The organism is Sediminitomix flava (assembly GCF_003149185.1).
Lineage (GTDB): Bacteria > Bacteroidota > Bacteroidia > Cytophagales > Flammeovirgaceae > Sediminitomix > Sediminitomix flava.
Window position 1 is genome coordinate 965,098 of the sequence record NZ_QGDO01000002.1, and the last position, 20,749, is coordinate 985,846.

At 33.8% G+C, this 20,749-nt stretch carries 20 protein-coding genes; 11 read left to right on the forward strand and 9 right to left on the reverse strand.

All coding sequences use genetic code 11. The annotated features are described in order from the left end of the window. The first annotated feature begins 5 nt into the window (after window positions 1-5). The 4 genes from BC781_RS11025 to BC781_RS11040 all read left to right on the forward strand — a co-directional run bounded on the left by BC781_RS11025 (window position 6) and on the right by BC781_RS11040 (window position 3,318). A complete protein-coding gene (locus BC781_RS11025; protein WP_109617532.1) occupies window positions 6-944 on the forward strand; it encodes a polysaccharide deacetylase family protein in 939 nt (312 codons plus the stop codon). Beyond that, the gene (locus BC781_RS11030; protein ID WP_109617535.1) at window positions 910-1,566 is read left to right on the forward strand and encodes a hypothetical protein; all 657 of its coding nucleotides are present in this window, start codon (window positions 910-912) and stop codon (window positions 1,564-1,566) included. Before BC781_RS11025 ends, BC781_RS11030 begins: the two co-directional genes overlap by 35 nt. 40 nt (window positions 1,567-1,606) lie before the next feature. Further along, on the forward strand, window positions 1,607-2,368 hold the full coding sequence (locus tag BC781_RS11035; RefSeq protein WP_109617536.1) for a hypothetical protein: 762 nt from the start codon (window positions 1,607-1,609) through the stop codon (window positions 2,366-2,368). A 305-nt stretch (window positions 2,369-2,673) separates the two neighbouring features. Next, the gene (locus tag BC781_RS11040; protein ID WP_109617539.1) at window positions 2,674-3,318 is read left to right on the forward strand and encodes a hypothetical protein; all 645 of its coding nucleotides are present in this window, start codon (window positions 2,674-2,676) and stop codon (window positions 3,316-3,318) included. 93 nt (window positions 3,319-3,411) lie between these two features. Here the strand turns inward: BC781_RS11040 and BC781_RS11045 are convergent, their stop codons facing one another. Further along, entirely contained in the window at window positions 3,412-4,146 is a 735-nt protein-coding gene (locus tag BC781_RS11045) for an SDR family oxidoreductase (RefSeq protein WP_109617541.1), read from the reverse strand. A 97-nt stretch (window positions 4,147-4,243) separates the two neighbouring features. Here BC781_RS11045 and BC781_RS11050 point away from each other — a divergent pair, with 97 nt between their 5' ends. From BC781_RS11050 to BC781_RS11075, 5 genes are all read left to right on the forward strand, one after another. After that, window positions 4,244-5,140 carry a LysR family transcriptional regulator gene (locus BC781_RS11050; protein ID WP_158281445.1) on the forward strand — a complete coding sequence of 299 codons (897 nt, stop codon included), beginning with the start codon at window positions 4,244-4,246 and terminating at the stop codon, window positions 5,138-5,140. Window positions 5,141-5,271: 131 nt separating this feature from the next. After that, window positions 5,272-5,505 (forward strand): PLDc N-terminal domain-containing protein, encoded by a 234-nt coding sequence (locus tag BC781_RS11055; RefSeq protein WP_109617544.1) that lies wholly within the window; start codon window positions 5,272-5,274, stop codon window positions 5,503-5,505. A 110-nt stretch (window positions 5,506-5,615) separates the two neighbouring features. After that, window positions 5,616-5,954, forward strand: coding sequence for a biotin/lipoyl-containing protein (locus tag BC781_RS11060; protein WP_109617547.1), 339 nt, complete (start codon window positions 5,616-5,618; stop codon window positions 5,952-5,954). A 593-nt stretch (window positions 5,955-6,547) separates the two neighbouring features. After that, the gene (locus BC781_RS11070) at window positions 6,548-7,396 is read left to right on the forward strand and encodes a class I SAM-dependent methyltransferase (RefSeq protein WP_109617551.1); all 849 of its coding nucleotides are present in this window, start codon (window positions 6,548-6,550) and stop codon (window positions 7,394-7,396) included. Between the two features lie 298 nt (window positions 7,397-7,694). Further along, a complete protein-coding gene (locus BC781_RS11075; RefSeq protein ID WP_109617553.1) occupies window positions 7,695-7,946 on the forward strand; it encodes a GyrI-like domain-containing protein in 252 nt (83 codons plus the stop codon). Between the two features lie 142 nt (window positions 7,947-8,088). On the opposite strand, the gene BC781_RS11080 is transcribed toward BC781_RS11075, so the two are convergent. Both BC781_RS11080 and BC781_RS11085 read right to left on the reverse strand, forming a co-directional pair. Further along, a complete protein-coding gene (locus tag BC781_RS11080; RefSeq protein ID WP_109617555.1) occupies window positions 8,089-13,158 on the reverse strand; it encodes an InlB B-repeat-containing protein in 5,070 nt (1,689 codons plus the stop codon). A 106-nt stretch (window positions 13,159-13,264) separates the two neighbouring features. Continuing rightward, the gene (locus BC781_RS11085; protein ID WP_211323723.1) at window positions 13,265-13,639 is read right to left on the reverse strand and encodes a winged helix-turn-helix transcriptional regulator; all 375 of its coding nucleotides are present in this window, start codon (window positions 13,637-13,639) and stop codon (window positions 13,265-13,267) included. Window positions 13,640-13,726: 87 nt separating this feature from the next. Here BC781_RS11085 and BC781_RS25865 point away from each other — a divergent pair, with 87 nt between their 5' ends. Continuing rightward, window positions 13,727-14,326 (forward strand): LysE family translocator, encoded by a 600-nt coding sequence (locus tag BC781_RS25865; RefSeq protein WP_109617557.1) that lies wholly within the window; start codon window positions 13,727-13,729, stop codon window positions 14,324-14,326. Between the two features lie 238 nt (window positions 14,327-14,564). Then, window positions 14,565-15,647 (forward strand): hypothetical protein, encoded by a 1,083-nt coding sequence (locus tag BC781_RS11095; RefSeq protein WP_109618012.1) that lies wholly within the window; start codon window positions 14,565-14,567, stop codon window positions 15,645-15,647. A gap of 339 nt (window positions 15,648-15,986) precedes the next feature. On the opposite strand, the gene BC781_RS11100 is transcribed toward BC781_RS11095, so the two are convergent. The 6 genes from BC781_RS11100 to BC781_RS11125 form a co-directional block, all read right to left on the reverse strand. Next, entirely contained in the window at window positions 15,987-16,943 is a 957-nt protein-coding gene (locus BC781_RS11100; RefSeq protein WP_109617560.1) for a formylglycine-generating enzyme family protein, read from the reverse strand. Between the two features lie 295 nt (window positions 16,944-17,238). Then, window positions 17,239-17,454 carry a nuclear transport factor 2 family protein gene (locus BC781_RS25735; protein ID WP_245935610.1) on the reverse strand — a complete coding sequence of 72 codons (216 nt, stop codon included), beginning with the start codon at window positions 17,452-17,454 and terminating at the stop codon, window positions 17,239-17,241. A 226-nt stretch (window positions 17,455-17,680) separates the two neighbouring features. Then, on the reverse strand, window positions 17,681-18,556 hold the full coding sequence (locus BC781_RS11110) for an SDR family oxidoreductase (protein WP_109617562.1): 876 nt from the start codon (window positions 18,554-18,556) through the stop codon (window positions 17,681-17,683). Window positions 18,557-18,568: 12 nt separating this feature from the next. Then, on the reverse strand, window positions 18,569-18,883 hold the full coding sequence (locus BC781_RS11115) for a DMT family transporter (protein WP_109617564.1): 315 nt from the start codon (window positions 18,881-18,883) through the stop codon (window positions 18,569-18,571). Window positions 18,884-18,962: 79 nt separating this feature from the next. Next, complete coding sequence (locus BC781_RS11120; RefSeq protein ID WP_109617566.1) at window positions 18,963-19,529, reverse strand: Crp/Fnr family transcriptional regulator; 567 nt, start codon at window positions 19,527-19,529, stop codon at window positions 18,963-18,965. Window positions 19,530-19,757: 228 nt separating this feature from the next. Beyond that, the gene (locus tag BC781_RS11125; RefSeq protein ID WP_211323725.1) at window positions 19,758-20,615 is read right to left on the reverse strand and encodes a DUF5694 domain-containing protein; all 858 of its coding nucleotides are present in this window, start codon (window positions 20,613-20,615) and stop codon (window positions 19,758-19,760) included. Window positions 20,616-20,749: the final 134 nt, after the last annotated feature.

Consider the following 20,749-nt stretch of genomic DNA (forward strand, 5'->3'; position numbering starts at 1 on the left):
AACAGATGCGTATTTCTTTATTTTTTATCTTCATTTTATTAATCGGCTGTACTTCTCATAATCTTCAGAACGTAGAAAATTCTAAAACTGAAAAGCCTATCATCTCTTTCACTTTTGATGATGGATCTATTCGGGATATGCCAGGATACACATTGAAAGAATGGAATGAACAAATCCTAACAACACTAGACAAACACAAGATTAAGGCTGTACTTTTCCCTGCGGGTTCTTTTCTGAAAGGTGAAAAAGGTGAATACATTTTGTCTTCGTGGAATGATGATGGACATAAAATTGGAAATCACACCTACAATCATCCATACTACCACAGTGATAAAATCTCACTAAATGATTTCAAGCAAGAGCTTATCAAGAATGACTCTATTGTCAAAAAGTACTCGAATTTCATACCGCTATTTCGCTTTCCATATCTCAAAGAGGGAAATACAATTGAAAAAAGAGATGGTTTTAGAGAATTCCTTTCTGCTCAGAATTATAAAATGGGCTATGTAACAGTAGATGCTTCAGATTGGTATGTAAATAGTAAACTGTTGAAAACGCTAAAACAAGATTCGACAGCTGATGTCAGTGGATACAAAGACTTTTATGTGCAACATCTACTTGATAGAGCTAATTACTACGATTCGCTAGCGACAAAATTGACTGACCGAAAAGTAAAACACAATCTCCTACTCCATCATAACCTCACATCCGCACTTTTCTTAGACACACTGATTACAAGTTTTAAGAAGAATGGTTGGGAAGTGATCAGTGCTCACGAAGCCTTTGAAGATTCGATCTATAATCGTTTACCAAATAACCTTCCCGCAGGAGAAAGTCTGATTTGGGCATTAGCAAAAGAATCAGGAAAATATGAAAAAGAACTAAGGTATCCTGCTGAAGATAGCCGTTATGAGAAAGCTAAAATGGAAGAATTGGGACTTTAAAAAATCAACATCTCAAATGCAGCTACAAATAATAGAAAAAGAAGTCGATTTAAAATTTACTGCTCTACAAGTAGTATGTCTGATTAGCTTTTTAAACTGTATTTTTTGCGCTTTCATGGGTCATAAGATAGAAATTTGGTTTGGAGAATCTTCTCATCAATTCGAATTAATCACTGCATCTATCTTTCTAATATCTGTTGCTTTAATAGTTATAAACTCATATACCCTATGGTTTAATACAAGTAAAACTATTGGTCAACTAGAACTAACACATGATTGTATTTATATAAATGGAAAGCAAATTTTCATTGACGACATCAATGACATTACCTTTGATATAAACTACTTTAGGGGTGAAATTGAAGGAAGAAGTTCCTCTGATGGCACTAAAAATTTTATAACCTTTGTCCAAAACAATCAAAAAATAAAAGTTAGAATCCTACTAGAAAATGAATATCAAATAATAGAACTAGATGAGTTCATTAAAATGCTTTACAGTATAAAATTTAAAGTACGAGTATACCGAAAAATGAATCGATCATACTTACTAGATGAAAACCTCTCCTTTGATCAAATACAAGACTTGAAAACAAAATACCAGCTTAAGAAGCTATTTCACTAAAACTACAACATAATTGATTTATAGATTCTAAACAGAGAAAATGAAAACGATAAAGGTTCCTTATAGTAACAGCTTCCAATCAAATATTATCATTCCACTCCTTATATCACTACCATTTTGTGGGCTACTAATAATGATCTTTGCCATCACCAATAAAAATTGGATCGACTTTTTAATTGGCAGTTTAGTTGGTATTCCTCCTGCAATTATTCTATGGAAAATAATGACTCTACAACTATTAATTTTGACAAAAGACCTTCTTAACCATCAACAGATTTCCAACATAAACGATCATGGATTTTCTTTAATGAATAATGAAAAAGAAAATCGGATTTATTGGAGTGATATTTTAGATATAGAATTAGAGAAAGAAAATTTAGTTTGTATTCGTTTTTTGAATAGAAAAAAAGTAGAAATAAATAATGAGTACTCTGGCTGGTATTTATTCCTTAAAAAGATACCAAGCTCAAAACTAAAATCTTCCAAAATACCAGACTTCTTAGAGTGGACTTATAGTAATTTAGAGAGCTGTCAAGTGTGTGGAAGTATATCGATGAATGATCAAAAATGTTTATCCTGCCATACTGAACGTTTTAATCATGATTTAGAGGATGAATTTGAAACAGAAGCGGAATACCTTAGGTATCAGCAATTAGAACTATTTTGTACCTATGAAGAATCTGAAGAAGTTGATTTTCATGAAATAGACAATGATGGATTTGAAAAAGATACTAATTGGCGTCCTCTAGTATCAGAAAAGGAAGTTATTGAATATAGTCGAGAGCATTATTGGGATATATAATGCTAAATAGCACTTAGCCTGTTTTAAATCAAATAACCTGCTAAGATTCCCCAAGTTAAAATATATATTCATATGCCCTCTCATAAGTTTAATAACATACTTTAATTCAGATAAATCGTTTCTTTAATAAATATTGATTATATTCAAACTAAAATATAGAAAGACGGATTTTAAATAGATTCTAAAAAATAGATCATAGCTATATTAATCAACTTATCACACTTAAAAGAAACGACACTAAATGCCTATGAGAATAACATTTACTCTTTTTTAAACCAATTGTTAAACATTTAAGTATTTAAAAAATGAGAAAATTATTTCTTATAGGACTAGTATTCACTCTTTTATTTTCTTGCGACAAGGATGATTCAAGTTTAACTTCACCTTCCCTAGGAAACTATTTTCCACTTGCAATCGGGAATTATTGGGTATACGAACACTATCAGATTGATTCTTTAGGCAATGAAATAAGGCGAAATCAACTTGACAGTGTAATTATCAGTAGAGATACACTTATTAATGGACTTCAGTACTTTGTATTAGAAGGAAACTATTCCTTTTTTAATAATGAAGAGCATTGGGGAATTATTGATATTCTAAGAGACTCCGCTAGTTATTTGGTAAATGATAAAGGGAGAATCAGATTCTCTGCTACTAACTTTACTGATGCACTCGATTCATTTGTTGAAACCTACCAAGGGGACACTATTTTTGTTACTACTTATCAAATGGATGACTTAGAAAGTCAAGTCATTGTTCCAGCAGGAGAGTTTGAAACCTTGAATTACAAGGGTACCACTCTAGATTTTACTTTAGGAACTCAAAGTCCTGTCTATAACAATTGCTACTATGCTAAAAATGTAGGAAAAGTCCTTGAATCTTGTACTGCTCTAAACTTACCTATTCTACTTGAAAAAAGACTTATAAGGTATAAGGTGAAGACAGAGTAACAATGTGAATAAACACATTTTTAACTCTATAAAGTTTAATGAAAAATACCTCTCCAATTTAAATAAAAACTAGAGAGGTACTTTTTACTAAGCTTACCATGCTACTTCTTCGCCCATATGGATAAACTTACCACTAAAATCTGTTTCCTCAGATAGTGATAAACTTACAGATGTTTTAGCACCATCTACAACTTCCATTGGTGCACCTTCAGTACCCAAATCAGTCTTTACCCATCCTGGGTGAGCAGAATTAACTTTTATACTAGTTCCTTCAAGTGATGCTGCCAAATGAACTGTAAATGAGTTAAGAGCTGCTTTAGAGGCATTGTAAGCAAAAGGCTTTACTCCATAATATGGAGAACTTGTATCACTTTGTACGGTGTTTGAACCAAGAATACTTGACAAGTTAATGATTCGTCCCGCTTCACTCTTTTTCAACAAAGGTAATAACGCTTGTGTTAAACGAACTACACTAAAAAAGTTGACATCAAAAGTATGTTGTAAAGTTTCTGCCGAAATACTTTCTGAAGTATTGACACCTAAGGGCTCATCATTGTGCATAATTCCAGCATTGTTCACTAGAATATCCAACTTACCATACGCACTCTCAATGTATTGTTTGAGTGCTTCAATATCAGCATCATTTGTTGCTTCCAACTGAACCAATTCCACATCAAGTCCTTCTGCTTTTAACTTCTCAACAGCATGCTGTCCTCTTTCCTTATTTCTAGAGGCCATCAATACTTTGATTCCTTTTTCTCCCAATTGACGAGCTGTTTCAAAACCTAATCCTTTGTTTGCTCCTGTTACTAATGCGATTCTTTTCATTATGATTTGTTTTAAAGTTTATGAAGCAAATGTATGGGGCTTATGACTCTTAATGAAATTGTTTATTTTTACTCATGATATAAAAAAATTAATATCAATGATTAATCTAGAATGGTATAGAACCTTTAAAGCAGTATACAAACACCGCAATTACTCAAAGGCTGCAGATGAGTTATTTATGACACAACCCACTGTAAGTAATCAAATGAGTATGCTTGAAGCTGCTGTTGGGCATAAATTATTTACAAGAAAATCTAAAGGAGTCGTTCCTACGGAATATGCCAAGTTCCTCAATAATCTTATCATTGAGTCATTAGATGCTCTCGAAAAAGCCGAAGCGAGTTACAGTAAATCCGTCAAAAAAGAAGATAAGTTATACACTATTGGTATCAGCGAACATCTCTACAAGAGTTTTCTTTCCTCAAAACTAAATACGTTCAAACACCTTAGCATTCACTTTGAGCAAGACAATAAAAAATTATTTGGGCTTGTGAATGAGCAAGAAATTGATGCTGCAATCATTCGAGAAGACATTCAAACATTTGACACTATTTCTCACAAAATTTGTAGTTCATCATTAGTTATTATAGGACATCCAGACTTAGACACTACTGAATTAGATGAGTACATAAATCAAAATGATTTAAGGAAAATTCAGCATTGGCTAGAAAAGCAAACTTGGTTTTCTCATATGTCTACAAATCCATTTATTAAACTCTTTTGGCTTCATTGCTTTAATAAAAAAAGACCTAAAGTCTTTACAAACTACGTCATCCCCAACGAATATTTTATGCTACAAGAATTGACAAAGGTTCAAGGCGTTTGTATTACACTAGAGGAAAATGCAAAAGAGTTTATAAATAACAAATCACTGAAATTAATCTGGAAATCCGACAATTATCCGGTCAGAGATTACTACTTGGTGGCACACAAAAAACAAAGTGATCTTTTCGAAATGCTTAAAGATATTTTGATTGATTCAAAAGCTGAATAATAAGATTAAATTTACACGAAATCAATGGATAATTGAATGATTTTTAGTTAGATTTGAAATATAAATGATAGTCTACAAAGTTGAATCTATCATCAATAAACCAAACCATTCATTTTTTAATAAATAGTCTTATGATACTACTTTTTGGCGCACCCGGAGGTTTTGAACTTTTATTTTTACTCATAGCAATGATTGCTTTCTTAGGAGCACCACTACTTTGGATCGTTGCGATTATAATGCTTATCAATTCAAAGATTTTGGACAATAACGAAAAGTTGATTTGGGCATTAGTAATCATATTCTTACCAATCATTGGTTCAATCGCTTTTCTAGCTATAGGACGAAATAAAAAAGTAAAGTTCTAATATTTATGGCTTACGAGTTTCACAAGAACTTTAACTCTCTACATCCATGATTGAATGCAAACCAGTTTTTCAAACAGGTAAAAGATCAAAACAAAAAACTCTCCACTCATATGTTTAATTTTTTCAAAAAATCATCCCCTAAACGTAAGCCTACACCCATAAAAAGAACTGAACCAGCTCAAGTAATCCGAATGCCGAAAATGTCAGATAAGATGGAATTTGGAGTTGTTTCTAAATGGTGTGTGAGACTTGGAGATTACATCAACTCTGGGGATGTGTTAGTAGAAGTTGAAACAGATAAAGCCACGATGGAGCTAGAGTCTTATGAAGATGGAAAAGTATTATACTTGTCTGTTCGTGAAGGTGAAAAAGTTGATGTAAACGGAGTACTCGTTATTATTGGGAATGAAGGAGAAGATATCAGTCACCTTCTACCAACTACTGATTAGTTTCATTTTGAAGAAGAATAAAAAAAGGGAAGCTAAATCTCTCTCATTTAGACTAATAAAATATGAGTAGTAGAATTGAAGTAAATTGGATTCTATTTTTGATCGCAGTTGTGGTCATTATTTTTGAGCTTATAACCGAATTCCAATTTCGTGATTCATTCGATATACAGTTACACGATACCTTTATTGTCATTAGTAACCTTCAGCTGCTACTCATAATAACTGTACTTTTACTAATCCCCTATTTATTCACTTTATGCTTAAAAAAGTTAGCCACAATCAATAAACCCCTCAAAATTTCTTCAGTAATACTACTCTCACTGATCATAATAGGACTTATCCTATGGATAGGTATTGCTTTCATAAAGTATATAAACACTCCTATTGCACACAATTTCGCATCACACCTTAGTATTTATATCTTCATTTTCTCAATCCTGTTATTGTTCCTTTTACGAATACGAGAAATCATAAAGAATTGAACAATATTCCATATCGGCGAGCACAAAAGGGAGTATTCATTTGTTAATGAATGGAAGTAATTCAATCTCCCTAAAAGGAGGAAAAGTATCTTTGCTTTTTGATCAATAGAGATGAAAATGAAAATAGAAGATATCGCTAAACTTTCAGAAGCACCTAAGCTTTATGAGAAAGGTTCGGCTTTTATGTGGACAGACCCTTATATCTCCAAACAACTTCTTCAGATTCACTTGAATCCGGATATCGATGTGGCAAGCCGTAAAAAGGCTACCATAGAAAGAACAATCAATTGGATTTTAGAAGACCAAACTGACGGTAAAGCGTTAAATATCTTAGACCTTGGTTGTGGTCCGGGCTTATACACTGAGCTTTTTGCTAAAAATGGACATAAGGTTACAGGAATCGATATATCTCAAAACTCCATAGCTTACGCATCTCAATCTGCAAAAGAGAACGGATTAGCAATTGACTACAAAAATGTTAGTTATTTGGATGCAGACTTAGGTGAAGAACAGTATGATCTGATTGTCATGATTTATACGGATATGGGGGTGCTATCTCCTATAGAAAGAGAACAGCTATTAGCGAATTGCTATCGTGCACTAAAGAAGGGTGGAGTTTTCATTTTTGATGTATTAAAAGATAAGGACTTTAAAGATAAACTGTCACCAAAGTCTTGGGAATCTAGTGAAAAAGGATTTTGGAGGGGAACGCCATATTTAGCCCTATCCGAATCATTTCTTTATGAACAAGAAAAAGTCATTCTGTCGCAGCATATTATTATTAATGAAAAAGAAGGAATAGAAACTTATCGATTTTGGACACACTTCTTTTCCGAAGATGATCTTGCAAAGCTGTTAGAGCAGCATCATTTTCAAAACATCGAATTCCTTGATGATATTCTGCCCGAGAGTGATATGTGGAATGGAGATAATGTGATTTTTACCAAGTGCGTGAAGTAGATATTAACTGAAGTGGCATCCAAAAACTAACACTCATCTTTTATACTAACCGTTAGCTTTTATTCCTCAATCAACTCTTAAACGGTATCTTCAGACTACTTTACGCTTGTACTTATTTTGCTACGCTAACGCCCAAATTTCTTTTCTTATTCACTCATAATTAATGTACTGCAGAGACACTAAGTTTATTACTCAACCTCAATTCAACACAGTTCACTGAATATCCTCTTATGATCAGACAACCCGATTTCACTGATCATACTTTCTTTACTGAAATACTCTAGAAACTACCAAACAAATGAAACCACATCATCTCTTAGATCAAATTCGATTTGAAAGTATTTGTGATGGAAAATCCATTCAGATGCTTCATATTGGTAGTTATGATAACGAGCCTAAAAGCTTTGAGCAAATGGAAAATTATTCCAAAGAATCGAACCTAGCAAGAAAATCTAAAATACACAGAGAAATTTACCTCTCTGATTTTCGAAAAGTACCCGAAGAAAAACTTAAAACTGTACTCCGTTTTCAAGTTAATCCAAAAGCATAGTTTGAGACTTTAAGAAGTTATCACTACGATTTTAAGATCAGTATTTACACACCCGTTAAATAAATTATCTTGACCAATCTTATTTTTGAAATAAAAAGACTGGTCAAGATATCTTTTATTGAGCCTTATGAAGGACGATCTTTTATTCTATGATAATTTTCTGAGCAAAGCCCTTCTCACTATCTCGAGGTTTTACTATCAAATAATATACTCCAATTGGAAGTGACATTGTATTGATATAATCTTCCTCTTTGTTTACCTCCTTTCTAAAGACTTCACGAGCAGAAACATCAAATAATACCACAACAGATCCAAAAGGAATATTTTGAAGTGTTAATTTTCCTTCAGATACTGGGTTTGGAAAGACTTTAATTTCATTCTTATTTTCTGCTGAAGTAACAATTTCCCTAAAGCCAACCTTTAAATTCTGATCTTCAGTTACCTGCCACACATTCAGATATAAACTGTTATCTAAGGTATCTCCATTTAAAATAACCTCATTTAGTTCATACCCTTCATCAGGAGTAAACTCAAAAAATAATGGTGTTCCATAATGCACAACCGTATCACTCATTGAGACATTCCCATGTCCTTCAACTTCAATTTTCACATTGAATAATTCGAGTTCTTTAAATTCAATCTTAATATGTAAGTCTTCCTTTATACCCCAAAAATTATAGTAATAGATTTCTCCTAATGAATTCCCATTTACAATAACTTCTTTTAGTTCATAGTTTTGATCATTGGCTTCAATATTAAGCGTCAATGAACTGCCATAATCTAATGTTGTATCACTTAATGAAACATATCCGTTACCTATTACTTCTATATCTATATCTAGAGTAACTCTATCGAATACAGCCTCATAGTGTGCGTCATCAGTTACATTAATAGTAAGAATACTATCTGTTCCGACAACCTCCCCATTCAATAACCATTCTTTGACATAGAAGCCTTCTTCTGGCATTGATACTAATTGAACTTCAGAACCTTCAAGGAAATGACCTTCCCCTTCTACTTTTCCCCATCCTACATTTGAAGAACTTGCCGTAATTTTTGGGAATAGCCAATATAAATAAGGGCGAGGAACTTGATCAAATTCTGTCTTGGTCGCAATAATCCATGAAGTACTATCAAAGCCGGACAAGTTCGCTAAATCTGAGAAATCCTCCGTAGAAAGCCCTTCCGCCTTATCTACTGTATTTGTAACTCCTGAATAGTCTACATCCCAATATGAACCCCAACTATATAACTCTTGTGTACTACTTGTAGCCCCAACAATACCACCTAGAGGCTCTTCTCCTGAGACTATACCAGCAGCATACACTCTACTCAAAGAAAGAGTCTGATAAGATGTATGTCTACCTACAGCTCCTCCTACTTGTTGTTTTCCATGTACATCTACTAAAGCTTGAGAGGTATACAAACGCACCGAGCTTTGATCTCTGACTGTTGCACCTACAATACCTCCAACATCTAATTGTCCATGTACCTCGCCATGAACTAAACACTCACTTACTTCAGCATCATAGAGTTCTCCGACAATTGCACCAACCTTGTTCTTTCCTGTAACTGTGGTATTTGTAAGCCCCAATTTATTCACTGTTGCATTTTTTAAATACCCGAATAAGCCCACAAAAGATTTATTAGGTCTATTTATATACAAATTCTTAATAAAGTGTTCATTGCCATCAAAATATCCTGAGAAAGGAATTCCTAAATGACCAATAGGACTTAAACCCTGCCCATTATCCCATTGGTTTGATTCACTGAGATCTAAATCATTCATCAAAATAAAATGCTTATCCCAAAGAGATGAATTATTTGCTAAATAACGAAGCTGCTCAACCGTTGTGATGTGATAAGGTGAATTTTCATCTCCTGTTCCTTCATCAAACTGATAAGACTCGCTCAATACTGCGATAAGCTTAGTTGAACTTGTCGAAGTATACGTAAAGGCATAAGGATTTGTAGTACTCAACTCATTTCCTTCTCCATCAATCCACTTTTCAAAAGTATAACCAGGTTTCAATATAGCTTCAATTGTATACTCACCTCCTTCCTCTAAAAGAGCCGTTCCTGTTATTCTTTCTATTCCCATTTCATAATTTGTAGATACATCTAGCCAATTATGATATAGGAATCTTTTCAAGTATGGTCTCGATACACTATCTATATCATTGATAAGCCTTACTTCCCATTGATCAAATTTATCCCAATCCACAAAGTTATTTAGGTCTGAGAATTCGTCAGCTTCTAACCCATTTATCGGGTATACATAAGGAGTATACTCTGTTTCAGCGTTATAATTTGTATGATAGACATGATGACCTTTGTCGGTATTGTAATAATTTCCAGATATAAGACCAGCGTTATAGTTGTCTCTTCCTTTTACAGCTCCTATTTGGTATAAGTTATAGATAGGAACAGTCCAATTCCAAAGTGAGCCAACAAGCCCTCCAACAGAACGATCACCTGTCACTTCTGTATTTGAAAAACAATTTGAGAAATTCACCTCCGAACAAGCCCCTAAGATTCCCCCAATGTTGTATTCTTCTCCCGAAACAGTTCCAGTTACATAACTGCTGTTTAATGTCCCCTCATCAAAATACCCAACTAAACCTCCTACAAACTTACTTCCTGAGACAGCGACATTCTCCATTCCTAGATTTACAACTTCTCCTCCTACAATTTTACCGAACAGACCTATCTCTGAATCTAGGGGACGATAAATAGTTAATCCTTTGATTATATGATTACCTCCGTCAAAACTTCCTGTAAAGAACGGTTCTATTTGTCCGATAGGTTTAAATCCTGCTCCTTTATTTGCAAAAGCCGTAGAAGACGCATCTATATCATCTATCAATATAAAATGTTGATTCCATAAATGAGGAAAATAACTCAATTGCTCAAGTTGTGCTAAATTTTCAATTTGATAAGGATTATTTCTTGTACCTGTACCACCAGCAAAAGAAATATCTTCTTCTAAATGAATATAGAACTGTGTAGGAGAGTCGTTTTGTAAAACAAATTCATAAACATTAGTATTAGAAAGCGTGTTACCGTGCTCATCTGTGAGTTGATTTACCCTAAAACCTCCACTAATAATCACTTCAATTTTAACGGTATCTCCAATATTCTTTCCACCAATCCCCAGTACACGTTTGATGCCTTCAGGTCTGTTAGATGATGCTTGCAATATACGGTCATAGTAAAAACCCATCAGCGCAGGGCGTTGATGTTCGCCAACTGTTCGAATTTCCCAATCAGCATCAAAATCCCAAGTTTTAAAGTTTCTCGGATCAGCAAATTCTGGGGTCAGAAGACCTTTATTTATGGCTGTATTAGATAGTTCTTTAGGTTGTGTCGTCGTTTCTGAATCCCAATAACTATATTGTATCAACTCTTTATCAATTGTTGGAAGAATTCCCCCTACTCGATCTTCTCCTTCTACAAGACCTGCAGCATAACAGTTCTTCATAAGGCCTTCTCCACCTATACTAGCTACTACTCCACCTACTACTTCTTTACCCAACACATCTGCGAAAGAATAACAGTTTATGATATCTGTATTATAAAGACTGCCTGCAATACCACCACTAACAAAATGTTTTGCCGTAATTTTTCCTGACACCTCACAATTCTGAATGGTTGAATGCCCATAACTATCACTAAAATACCCTATAAGTCCACCCACAAGGTCTGTTCCGTATATTTCACAATCTTCTAACCTCACATTCTTGATTTCTCCTTGACGTAAAAAACCAAAAAGCCCAACATAAGACTCTTTTCTATTAATATATAAACCCTTTATTGTATGATAATTACCATTAAATGATAGTGTGTCTAAATAGCCAATAGGTTTAAACCCTTTACCATTATTCCACTCCTTAGTTGGACTAGCATCAATATCGTTGATCAGTTCATAATACTTATTTTTTCTAAGAGATTCCACATTAGACAAATAAGCCAATTGTTCTAAACTTGCGATTTGGTAAGGAGCATGAACTGAACCATTTCCTCCTTCAAAAGAATAAGACTCTTCTACTTTTGCGATATAGTCTGTAGGAGAATTCTCTTCAAAGGTGAAAGAATAAGGGTTTTCAGAGGATAGTTCTTCTCCACCTTTTGTTTCCCAAGCAATGAATCTATAACCAGACTTTGGGGTAAAATGAAGATTTACTTCAGCTCCTACTTGTGTCTCACCATTCCCCGAAATGGTTTGAGTAGTATTTGGGATACTAGGAAATACCTTAATAGATTTATCATATAGAAAGGATTTCAGATATGGACGGTGGACACTGTCAAGCTCTGTAAGTAAGGCAATTTCCCAATGATTTGAAAAGTCAAAGTCATAGAAATGGTCTATATCTGCGAAAGCTTCAGTAACTAATCCAAATTCATCATTTGATAACTCCGATGTGGCCACACCTGTTGTTTCTTTATCCCAATAAGTACTAGAAACAGATGACTTATTTCGATTTACGACGATGCCCCCTAAATCAGATTTACCATTAATTTGTCCCGAAGCATAACAGTATTTTAGCGTACTGCTGCCAATACTACAGAGCAGCCCTCCTATATCGTTATTTCCTGTAATGTTGACATTGGAAAAAGAGTTTATCAGTGATGATCTAAAGGCATAATTACAAAGTCCACCAATATGTGACTGTCCTTTTATTTTTCCATGAGTAAAGCAATTTTCGATTACCGAATTGTTGGGGTTTGCCACTAAGCCACCTATATATTTTCGTGCTGTAATATCCAGATTTATTAGCCCTATGTTTTCAATTTTTGAACCTAACCACGCAGAAGATATAAACCCTACATTTTCTGAGTTTGGTCGATTAATATACAAGTTCGAAATAGTATTTCCTGCACCATCAAATACTCCTGTAAATGCATTTCCATCAGCTCCTATAGGGCTAAAGCCCTCTCCTTCATTCCAATCTTTAGTATCCGCAGCATCTATATCATTTACCATTCTATAATGATAAGACCACCTAGTTTGGTTATCAGTACTATCACTTCCTCCTTCTGAAATCCAACGAAGATCTTCTAAGTTCTCAATCAAATACGGAGTATCAGCCTCTCCTGTCCCAGACAAAGGAACTTGAGCGTAAGTCTGTTTACAAATAGCTGATGAAAAAAAGATTCCAAGAAGAATAAAATATAATCTTGAATTTTGAAGAAAAGATGCAAAAAGTTCCATAGGAAGAAAAAATAAATTTGAATACTTGACCCGATGTAAATATAGCTAATATAAATTCAAACTTATAACTTAGCTATAGTTATATATTCGCACAACAAAGTACTACTTAATATATTGGTTCGATTTGAGGTTTTACTTTTAATCCCCACTCTTTTAGTTGTTCAATAACTGGTAACAAGTTGATACCGTGTTCAGATAAAGAATACGATGTCGAAATTGGGTATGAATTCGATTTCTGTTTATGTACAATATTATCAGCCACCAATTCATTCAATGCCTTTGCCAACATTCTCTTTGACGCATTAGGAATCAACTTTTGGAATCCTGAAAAACTTTGATTTCCATGATCTCTCAACCGGCAAATAATTACAAGTTTCCATCTACCCTCTATCATTGTTAAAGCTCTCATAAATGGGCACGTAATGAGTAGTTCATTACGGTTAATATTATCTGTAGAGTTTTCTTTCCTTTCACTGCTCATAGGTAGGTAACAATTTTGTGACTTATTGAATTGTCCTTTGATTCAATTTATTATTGCAAAGTTATTATTTAGAAAACAAAATCTCGTATGAATCAAGCATTACTCCTTCCGTTTCTAAGCTATGCAATTGTGACAACAATTACACCCGGACCTAATAATATTACTGCGACCTCTGCAGGGATACAGTTAAGTTATAAGAAGACTGTTCCTTATCTTTTAGGTATTTCAGTCGGCTTCTTCGTGATTATGCTAATTGCGGGTTCATTTACATCTTATTTCACATCCCAAAACGACAACTTGTTTAGTGTCATCAAATGGTTTGGTGCTGTTTATATTTTGTATCTAGCTTTTATTCCTTTTATCAATGTGAAAAACAAAAAAAATAAAAGTCTAAATAAAAACTATTCATTCATAACGGGCTTCGGATTACAGCTTATCAATCCCAAAGTTATCCTCTACGGGGTTACAATCTACTCTTCTTTTACCCAACTGATAGGAGGTTCAAATATAAGAGTTGTCAGCTCTGCTATTTTTCTTTCCGCTTTAGCCTTTGTTTGTACTTCCATATGGGCAATACTTGGAACTACACTATCATCATACTTTGAGAATAAAACCTTTTCTCTTGTCTTCAATTCCATTTTAGCCTTATTATTAATATACATAGCCACTACAATTATACTTATCTGATTTCACCTAACTCATCCATACAACATCAATAATAAACAGTTCGAAGAGTTAATTCTTTTTTAAAATTAGACAATACCTTTAGTATGAATATAGTAAGCAAGTACAATATCTGAATGGATAAAACGATGAATGAAGTACTATTTAGTTTTCTTAAAGAGAAAAATTGACGGCTTTAGTTGTAATTCCTTATTTTGAAATCAAACATATTAGATTTTTTATTCTAAAACAAGGAAAGGCAATGACTGAAGAGTTAAAAGCATACGAAAAAACAATCAAGAAGAAATCAAGTTTTAGCTGGAGTCCAAAATATGAAGAGATAACACATACTAAGCTTCAGAAGAGTATATTCATTCCTATTGTTATCAAAACATTTGAGAAATTAGGTTGGGATGTTGTGTTTGTTGATGAATTGATAGCAGAGGCTAAGTATTCAAATAAAATGAATCAGTGGACTGAGAAGATTACAGTCAGTTATGAATATGGGAAAGCAAAAGTCATAAGTAATTCACTCGGAAGTGAAGTTTGGGACAATGGTAGAAACTCTAAAAGGGTCAAACTATTTATACATGCCCTTCAAGAAACTGAAAAAGAGTACGATCAAGCAGGACTTGAAGAATTAGAAAAAGAAGTAGAAAGAGAAAAAAATTGGGACGATTATGAGGTTCCTGAAAGTTTACCTCAACCTCAAAAAAGACAAACGCCTCAATTCTGGATTCCTGTGGCCGGAGGTCTAATCACTGCTACCCTCACAGCATTTGTACTTGCATTTATTTCGATTAAAGGAATTTATATCATCGGATTGTTTGAACTAGGTGTAGCAATGCTTTTTGGCTTCGTGCTAAAATTCCTTATTCAGCTGAGTACTTATACAAAAATAGACAAACTTAGCTATTTACTAATGGGAATGGTGGGACTGACTTATGTACTAAATCAGTATTTCCAGTATCACCTCATCTTAAATATCAACAACTATGAGCCAATCGGTTTTTTGGAATATATGAAAGTAAGACTAAGTGCAGGACTTCTCATTAAATCCATCAACACAGGTTGGATAGGTCTTCTAATTAGTTGGGCTTTTCAATTATGGTTTACGTATACCGTTGGGAACTACCGACTTGCTGTAAATTGTATAAATTATATTATCAAAAAAGTCCCTGAAGAAGTTGTAGAGTTTGCAACTTATCACTTTATCAAAGACAAAACAGAAGATGAAGTTCGTACAGAACTCCGTAAAATGGGCTGGAGCAATAAAAATGATCAAGAAGATGTTTTTGAGGCACTTGGAGCCATACAAGGTGCACAAGAAATCGAACGTGCTTAATGATAGATATTTTGGACTAAATTGAAATATTAAGCATTGAAAAACCTATACTCGTCCTCCTATTCTTCGAGGACGAGATTTCTTTGAGCTACATTTAATTTATCACTTCAGTAGAAAGCTATCCAATTCTCTTTTAAGACTTCACAAATGTAGCGCATTAATTATCAATTGAATAACGTAAAATTATGAATGAAGACCACTTTTTACTGATTAAAAAAACACAGATTAAAATCGATCATTAAACTCAAAATCAAGTCCTTGTACATAATGTTTTTGGTAAAGTACATCTACGCTGTCTCAATTGTGTGAATTGAAAAGCATCGAATTAACCTTAGATTGTCATTTGTAAGGGTTTGGAATCTTATAAACCTCACAAATATTTCGAAAACCGACCCACGAATGAGGTTCTTCATAGTATTGCCGATCTCTAATTTTACAGTCACTTATTGGGAGTAAATAATTTCCGCCTTTTGAAATCCCTTTCTCTTCAACCATTTCAGAGACATTCCCAATCATATTATAGAGGCCAAATCCATTTTCTGAAAACTCATAAATCCAATCTGTTCTATCTGGAATGTATTCTTCTATTATTCCTGAATAGTATATTTCTGGAAACCCCTTCTTAGGCGGAACAATTGCGACGAACCTTGGAGCCATAGTTCGATCTTTGTAAAGCTTGTGTAGCTTTTTAAATTCTTTAAAGGTCATTGACGAATCTGTGCTACAATAATTGAATTTTGCTCTTTTTATGACTAGCTCTTCGTAAAGATCATCCACTCCATAAGGAAGAGAATCTAAATCACTCCCACCCGAAGCGGCATACTCCCATTCCTCTTCTGTGGGCAGCCTGAAGTTAAAGTACCAAATCGAATCAGGTAATGAAGAATTTTTGCGTTCATTCTTCACCATTTCACGATAAATCTTTTTGGTAACAATACTTGAGCGCCATTTTGAAAAGTTTACGGCTTGCTCATACGTAATACCTCCCACAGGATGAAATCTAAAACCTGGGTATCTAAGGTAATTCTCAATGTACGGGATTTCAGTGGAATTACTTATTACAAATTCTTTTGTATGTACTGTCGTGTCAGGTATATTTTTAGCATAGGCCTCTAAAGTTGAATCTTTTTTGAGACCATGTAAGAATTCCAACCAATTGATATTAGCGATTTCAATTTCATCAATAAAAATATTACCGTATAAATATCTACAATTTGGCGGTATAGGTATCTCTGTTTTTTGTGCAAATCCTTTAGCAGTTACCGCTAAAAATAAGATTAAAAAAATATATTTCATTTTAGATTCAAATTAGTTTAAAACAAATCTATAAAACCCAATTTACTTGATGTTATCAACCGCCTTCCTACAATCCTTTTCTATTGGAAACTTGATCATACTACTTTTCTATTCTTGTTTACTCCTTGTTATAAGTTCGTTTTATATCTTTTTATTCCGCTGGAATCGGTAGATTGTGTATTCTTAAAAATGACAATTTATCCCAATACCCACGCTGAAATTTAATTTTACCATCAATCACTTGAAAAAAACCACAACCTCTTAGTCCTAAAGGGTCTTTCCATTCTAAAATCACCTATTCACCATCCTCAAATATATTTTCCGGAATACAAGTCATATCAGCAGTACTGAATTCCATCGAAAACATTTCTTTGATCGCATTTCTTCCTTCAATAGCCTTATTCGCTACTTGATGATTAATAGCATCCCAATGGTATAGTTCCGCAATTTTAGCAGCATCTCCTTCATTGAATATGTCAACCCTCTTTTCAATCAGTTCCTTTGGTCTCATTTTTCAGAATGTATTTTTGATACAACACAAAAACACTAGAGTGTAAACTACTTCATAAAAGTAACTATCGCTGATTTCTGCTTCTATTTTAAATACTTTTCTAACGAAGTAGCATCATTAAACTTATGGTTTGAATATAATCAATGATACACAGATAAACTACTTAGCTAGAAAAACAACAAAGCATAGAAAGCTTTTAATGCTCTTTATGCTTTGTTGTTCATTCTTACTTCAATAGTGTTTCTACAAATTCTTCTATAGATAGCTTAGGTTCACCTAATATCTCCCATGTTGAATGAGAAACTTGCTCTTCTTTTAACTGCTCCACATAAGTCAACATATGTTCCATAAACTGTTCGTCCTCTTCACTTGGAAGCCCAATGTGTTTTATAGTTTCCATTGGATATTCTGAAACTTTCTTGTCGGGAGCATAAACACTCAAAAATCGTTGGGCAGCTTCAGAAAAACTTATTCCTTCTCTACCTTGAATGGTAAACGATTGATTATAGGCATTCGCATTTCCAATAGTATTGTAAATGTTTTCAGTCAAATCTATCGTGTTGGTAAAATAAACAGGGTATTGATGATTACCGATAATGGCAAATTCTTCACCTTGAATAAATGTTGGGAACGAATCTAGAAAAACAGAGCAATGTAGATAGGTATAATTTATCCCCGACTTTTTCATGTGCTCGATTGCTGGTTTTCTAATCAAATTCGTTTTATAAATCATACCCTTAGTTGCAAACTCAGGATTAGACAAATCTATACCTACAATTTGCATGATATGTTTTACTCCTAGTTCTTTGCTGACATCTATGACATTTATGATCCCTTCCCTTTCTGGGTGAAATGGCGCATTTTCATCCCATGTAGTTGTATTTAAGTTTAAATATATAGTTTCTGAACCTACTAAAGCTTCTTTAAGACTTGATTTATCAGAAACATCACCATATACAATCTCAACCGTTTCTGGTAATAACTTTTTTGCTTTGTTGATATCTCTTACAACAGCCTTTACTCGAACGCCTTTTTGACTTAACTTTTTTGTAATGGAAGAACCTAATACTCCCGTTGCTCCAATGATTGTGATTTCTTTCATTTTGATAATTTTTTAATTGCTTAGTTTGATCCCTATTATTCCGATAACGATGAAGGATAGAAACAAAAGTTTGTTCCAGTTTAATACATCGTCAAATAGGATTAATCCCATCAATATAGTACCACTAGCTCCGATCCCTGCCCAAACGGCATAAGCTGTTCCCATATCAATAGTTTGCATAGATTTAAGCAAAAAGCCGAAGCTCAAAGCTCCAAATACAAAGAAGCCTAGTACACCTTTCCAATTGGAAAAGCCTTCAGAAAACTTCATGGAAGTAGTAAAAGCGACTTCAAATAATCCTGATAATAATAAATAGATCCAAGCCATATTGAACTGTATTTTTTGATAACAGTACAAAGCTAGCTTAGGGTAAAAAGCTTTCTTTTTACCTATGTTAAAAAAGCAATTATCGCTGAGAACGGATACGGCTTAGTGTTACTTGGGTAATACCAAGGTAAGAGGCAATGTGCCCAAGCTTTACTCGCTGAAGAATCTGTGGGAATTTATCAATCAAGGATAAATATCTGGTTTTTGCATCTAAAACTTGAGACAGTAATATCTGCTCTTCCATTTCCAATAATGCATTTTCGGCTAACCTTCTCCCGAAGTTGGCAAACTCAAGGTTCGTGGAATACAACTCCAGTAATTTGGATTGATCTATCTTGAGTAGAACGGTATCTTCTATCAGTTCTACATTTTCAAGTGATGGTTTTCCTCCGATGAAATTCCCCAACGAAGCCACAATATCCCCTTCAAATCCGAACCAATGGGTAATATCTTTTCCATCTTCATTGATATAATAACTTCTGACAGCTCCTTTTTTGATAAAATAAACCGAATGATGTACTTCCTCTTTCCTGATTAAAAGTTCTCCTTTTCGTTTGGTATACTCTGTCATCAAGGAGTTTAAAAAGTCAAAGTTGGCTGTAGATAAACCATATCTGTTCAGAAATATTTCTTTAATTAAATCCATAATCACAGTTTATAAGCATAGAGATATCCATTTGATTCATCAAAATAGATTATCCCATTATCAACGATTGGAGTTGGTAATATTGCTATTAAAGCAAGAATTTTATTTTCTGAATCTCGGAAATCAGAAATGCTATAAACATAGTTAACAAATTAGTTTTTGCTAGTTTTGGAGTGATAAATTCACAGGTAGCTTACTTAGTAGGCTACCTGTGCTATAGCTCTTTCGCTAATTCAAATATTCAAAAGTATCAACCATTTTATACTTCGGACTTCTATTGATAAAGTCTCTGAAAAAGGCGGTATGAGCTCCTCCCATTAGGATAAATACTCGATCATCTTCATTCAATTCTATCCGGTTTAGGTTCGAATACATTCTTAAATTTCGTTGATAGAATTTACTTGCTTCATCGGCTCCTTCAAAGCCATTTTCACTTCCAGCATGTGTTAGCATATCCGCGTTTATGGCAATCAATAAATCTAGGTACTCCGATCTATTAGTCGTTTTCAATCGATCTAATAAACTTAGACTCTCCTCATTGAAATTGATGTTTGGATAAAAGCTTGGAATATTCTGATAGTATTTATTATACCAAACTGAATCTACCTGATTGATGATCTCACTTCCTATGCGGTAGTTATATTCCATCTTATGATCTATTCCATAGATTCTTTTCACCCCACTTATTCGACCTAACTCGTAAGCTAGTAACTCTACTTCCGACGGGGATTTAAAATCCATCTTAGGATTAGAAAGGTATTTACCATATTGACTTAGTAATTTTTCATTACGCTCAGGTATCAACTCTACCAGTATTACTGTAGGCTTGAATTCGGATAACTTCTTTGCAATTTCATGTGCTTCTTTTCGATTTTTTTCACTGTGTTCATCAAATTCAGTTGACATTGCATCAGAAGTACTTCCGAAGTGGAATGTAGCAAAATTTAGAATCGGTATTTTATGCAACTGCTCTGCTTTTCTTTCATGGTTTTCAACCAAGCTTGATTCTGCCGTATTTGAAGGCTGTTCTTTACAAGCTAAACAGAATAAGAGTAATGCAATGAGTATAGTATTTGAGTTTTTCATTTCGGTATTTTTTATCAGTAACAATGTTCTACACATATTATCGTATCAATTTGTGACACTTAAATGTGATAGATTTCCTTTAAGCAATAAAAGAATGATTCTTAACTTATTGGATTAAGTAAAATCATAATTGC

Bases quoted from the DNA above. Each gene is read 5' to 3' on its own strand.
- BC781_RS11025 (WP_109617532.1), top strand. From the start codon at position 6: ATGCGTATTTCTTTATTTTTTATCTTCATTTTATTAATCGGCTGTACT.
- BC781_RS11080 (WP_109617555.1), bottom strand. From the start codon at position 13,158: ATGGAACTTTTTGCATCTTTTCTTCAAAATTCAAGATTATATTTTATT.
- BC781_RS11050 (WP_158281445.1), top strand. From the start codon at position 4,244: ATGATTAATCTAGAATGGTATAGAACCTTTAAAGCAGTATACAAACAC.
- BC781_RS11055 (WP_109617544.1), top strand. From the start codon at position 5,272: ATGATACTACTTTTTGGCGCACCCGGAGGTTTTGAACTTTTATTTTTA.
- BC781_RS25865 (WP_109617557.1), top strand. From the start codon at position 13,727: ATGAATCAAGCATTACTCCTTCCGTTTCTAAGCTATGCAATTGTGACA.
- BC781_RS11075 (WP_109617553.1), top strand. From the start codon at position 7,695: ATGAAACCACATCATCTCTTAGATCAAATTCGATTTGAAAGTATTTGT.
- BC781_RS11110 (WP_109617562.1), bottom strand. From the start codon at position 18,556: ATGAAAGAAATCACAATCATTGGAGCAACGGGAGTATTAGGTTCTTCC.
- BC781_RS11115 (WP_109617564.1), bottom strand. From the start codon at position 18,883: ATGGCTTGGATCTATTTATTATTATCAGGATTATTTGAAGTCGCTTTT.
- BC781_RS11030 (WP_109617535.1), top strand. From the start codon at position 910: ATGAGAAAGCTAAAATGGAAGAATTGGGACTTTAAAAAATCAACATCT.
- BC781_RS11120 (WP_109617566.1), bottom strand. From the start codon at position 19,529: ATGGATTTAATTAAAGAAATATTTCTGAACAGATATGGTTTATCTACA.
- BC781_RS25735 (WP_245935610.1), bottom strand. From the start codon at position 17,454: ATGAGACCAAAGGAACTGATTGAAAAGAGGGTTGACATATTCAATGAA.
- BC781_RS11085 (WP_211323723.1), bottom strand. From the start codon at position 13,639: ATGAGCAGTGAAAGGAAAGAAAACTCTACAGATAATATTAACCGTAAT.
- BC781_RS11095 (WP_109618012.1), top strand. From the start codon at position 14,565: ATGACTGAAGAGTTAAAAGCATACGAAAAAACAATCAAGAAGAAATCA.
- BC781_RS11035 (WP_109617536.1), top strand. From the start codon at position 1,607: ATGAAAACGATAAAGGTTCCTTATAGTAACAGCTTCCAATCAAATATT.
- BC781_RS11100 (WP_109617560.1), bottom strand. From the start codon at position 16,943: ATGAAATATATTTTTTTAATCTTATTTTTAGCGGTAACTGCTAAAGGA.
- BC781_RS11125 (WP_211323725.1), bottom strand. From the start codon at position 20,615: ATGAAAAACTCAAATACTATACTCATTGCATTACTCTTATTCTGTTTA.
- BC781_RS11070 (WP_109617551.1), top strand. From the start codon at position 6,548: ATGAAAATGAAAATAGAAGATATCGCTAAACTTTCAGAAGCACCTAAG.
- BC781_RS11040 (WP_109617539.1), top strand. From the start codon at position 2,674: ATGAGAAAATTATTTCTTATAGGACTAGTATTCACTCTTTTATTTTCT.
- BC781_RS11045 (WP_109617541.1), bottom strand. From the start codon at position 4,146: ATGAAAAGAATCGCATTAGTAACAGGAGCAAACAAAGGATTAGGTTTT.
- BC781_RS11060 (WP_109617547.1), top strand. From the start codon at position 5,616: ATGTTTAATTTTTTCAAAAAATCATCCCCTAAACGTAAGCCTACACCC.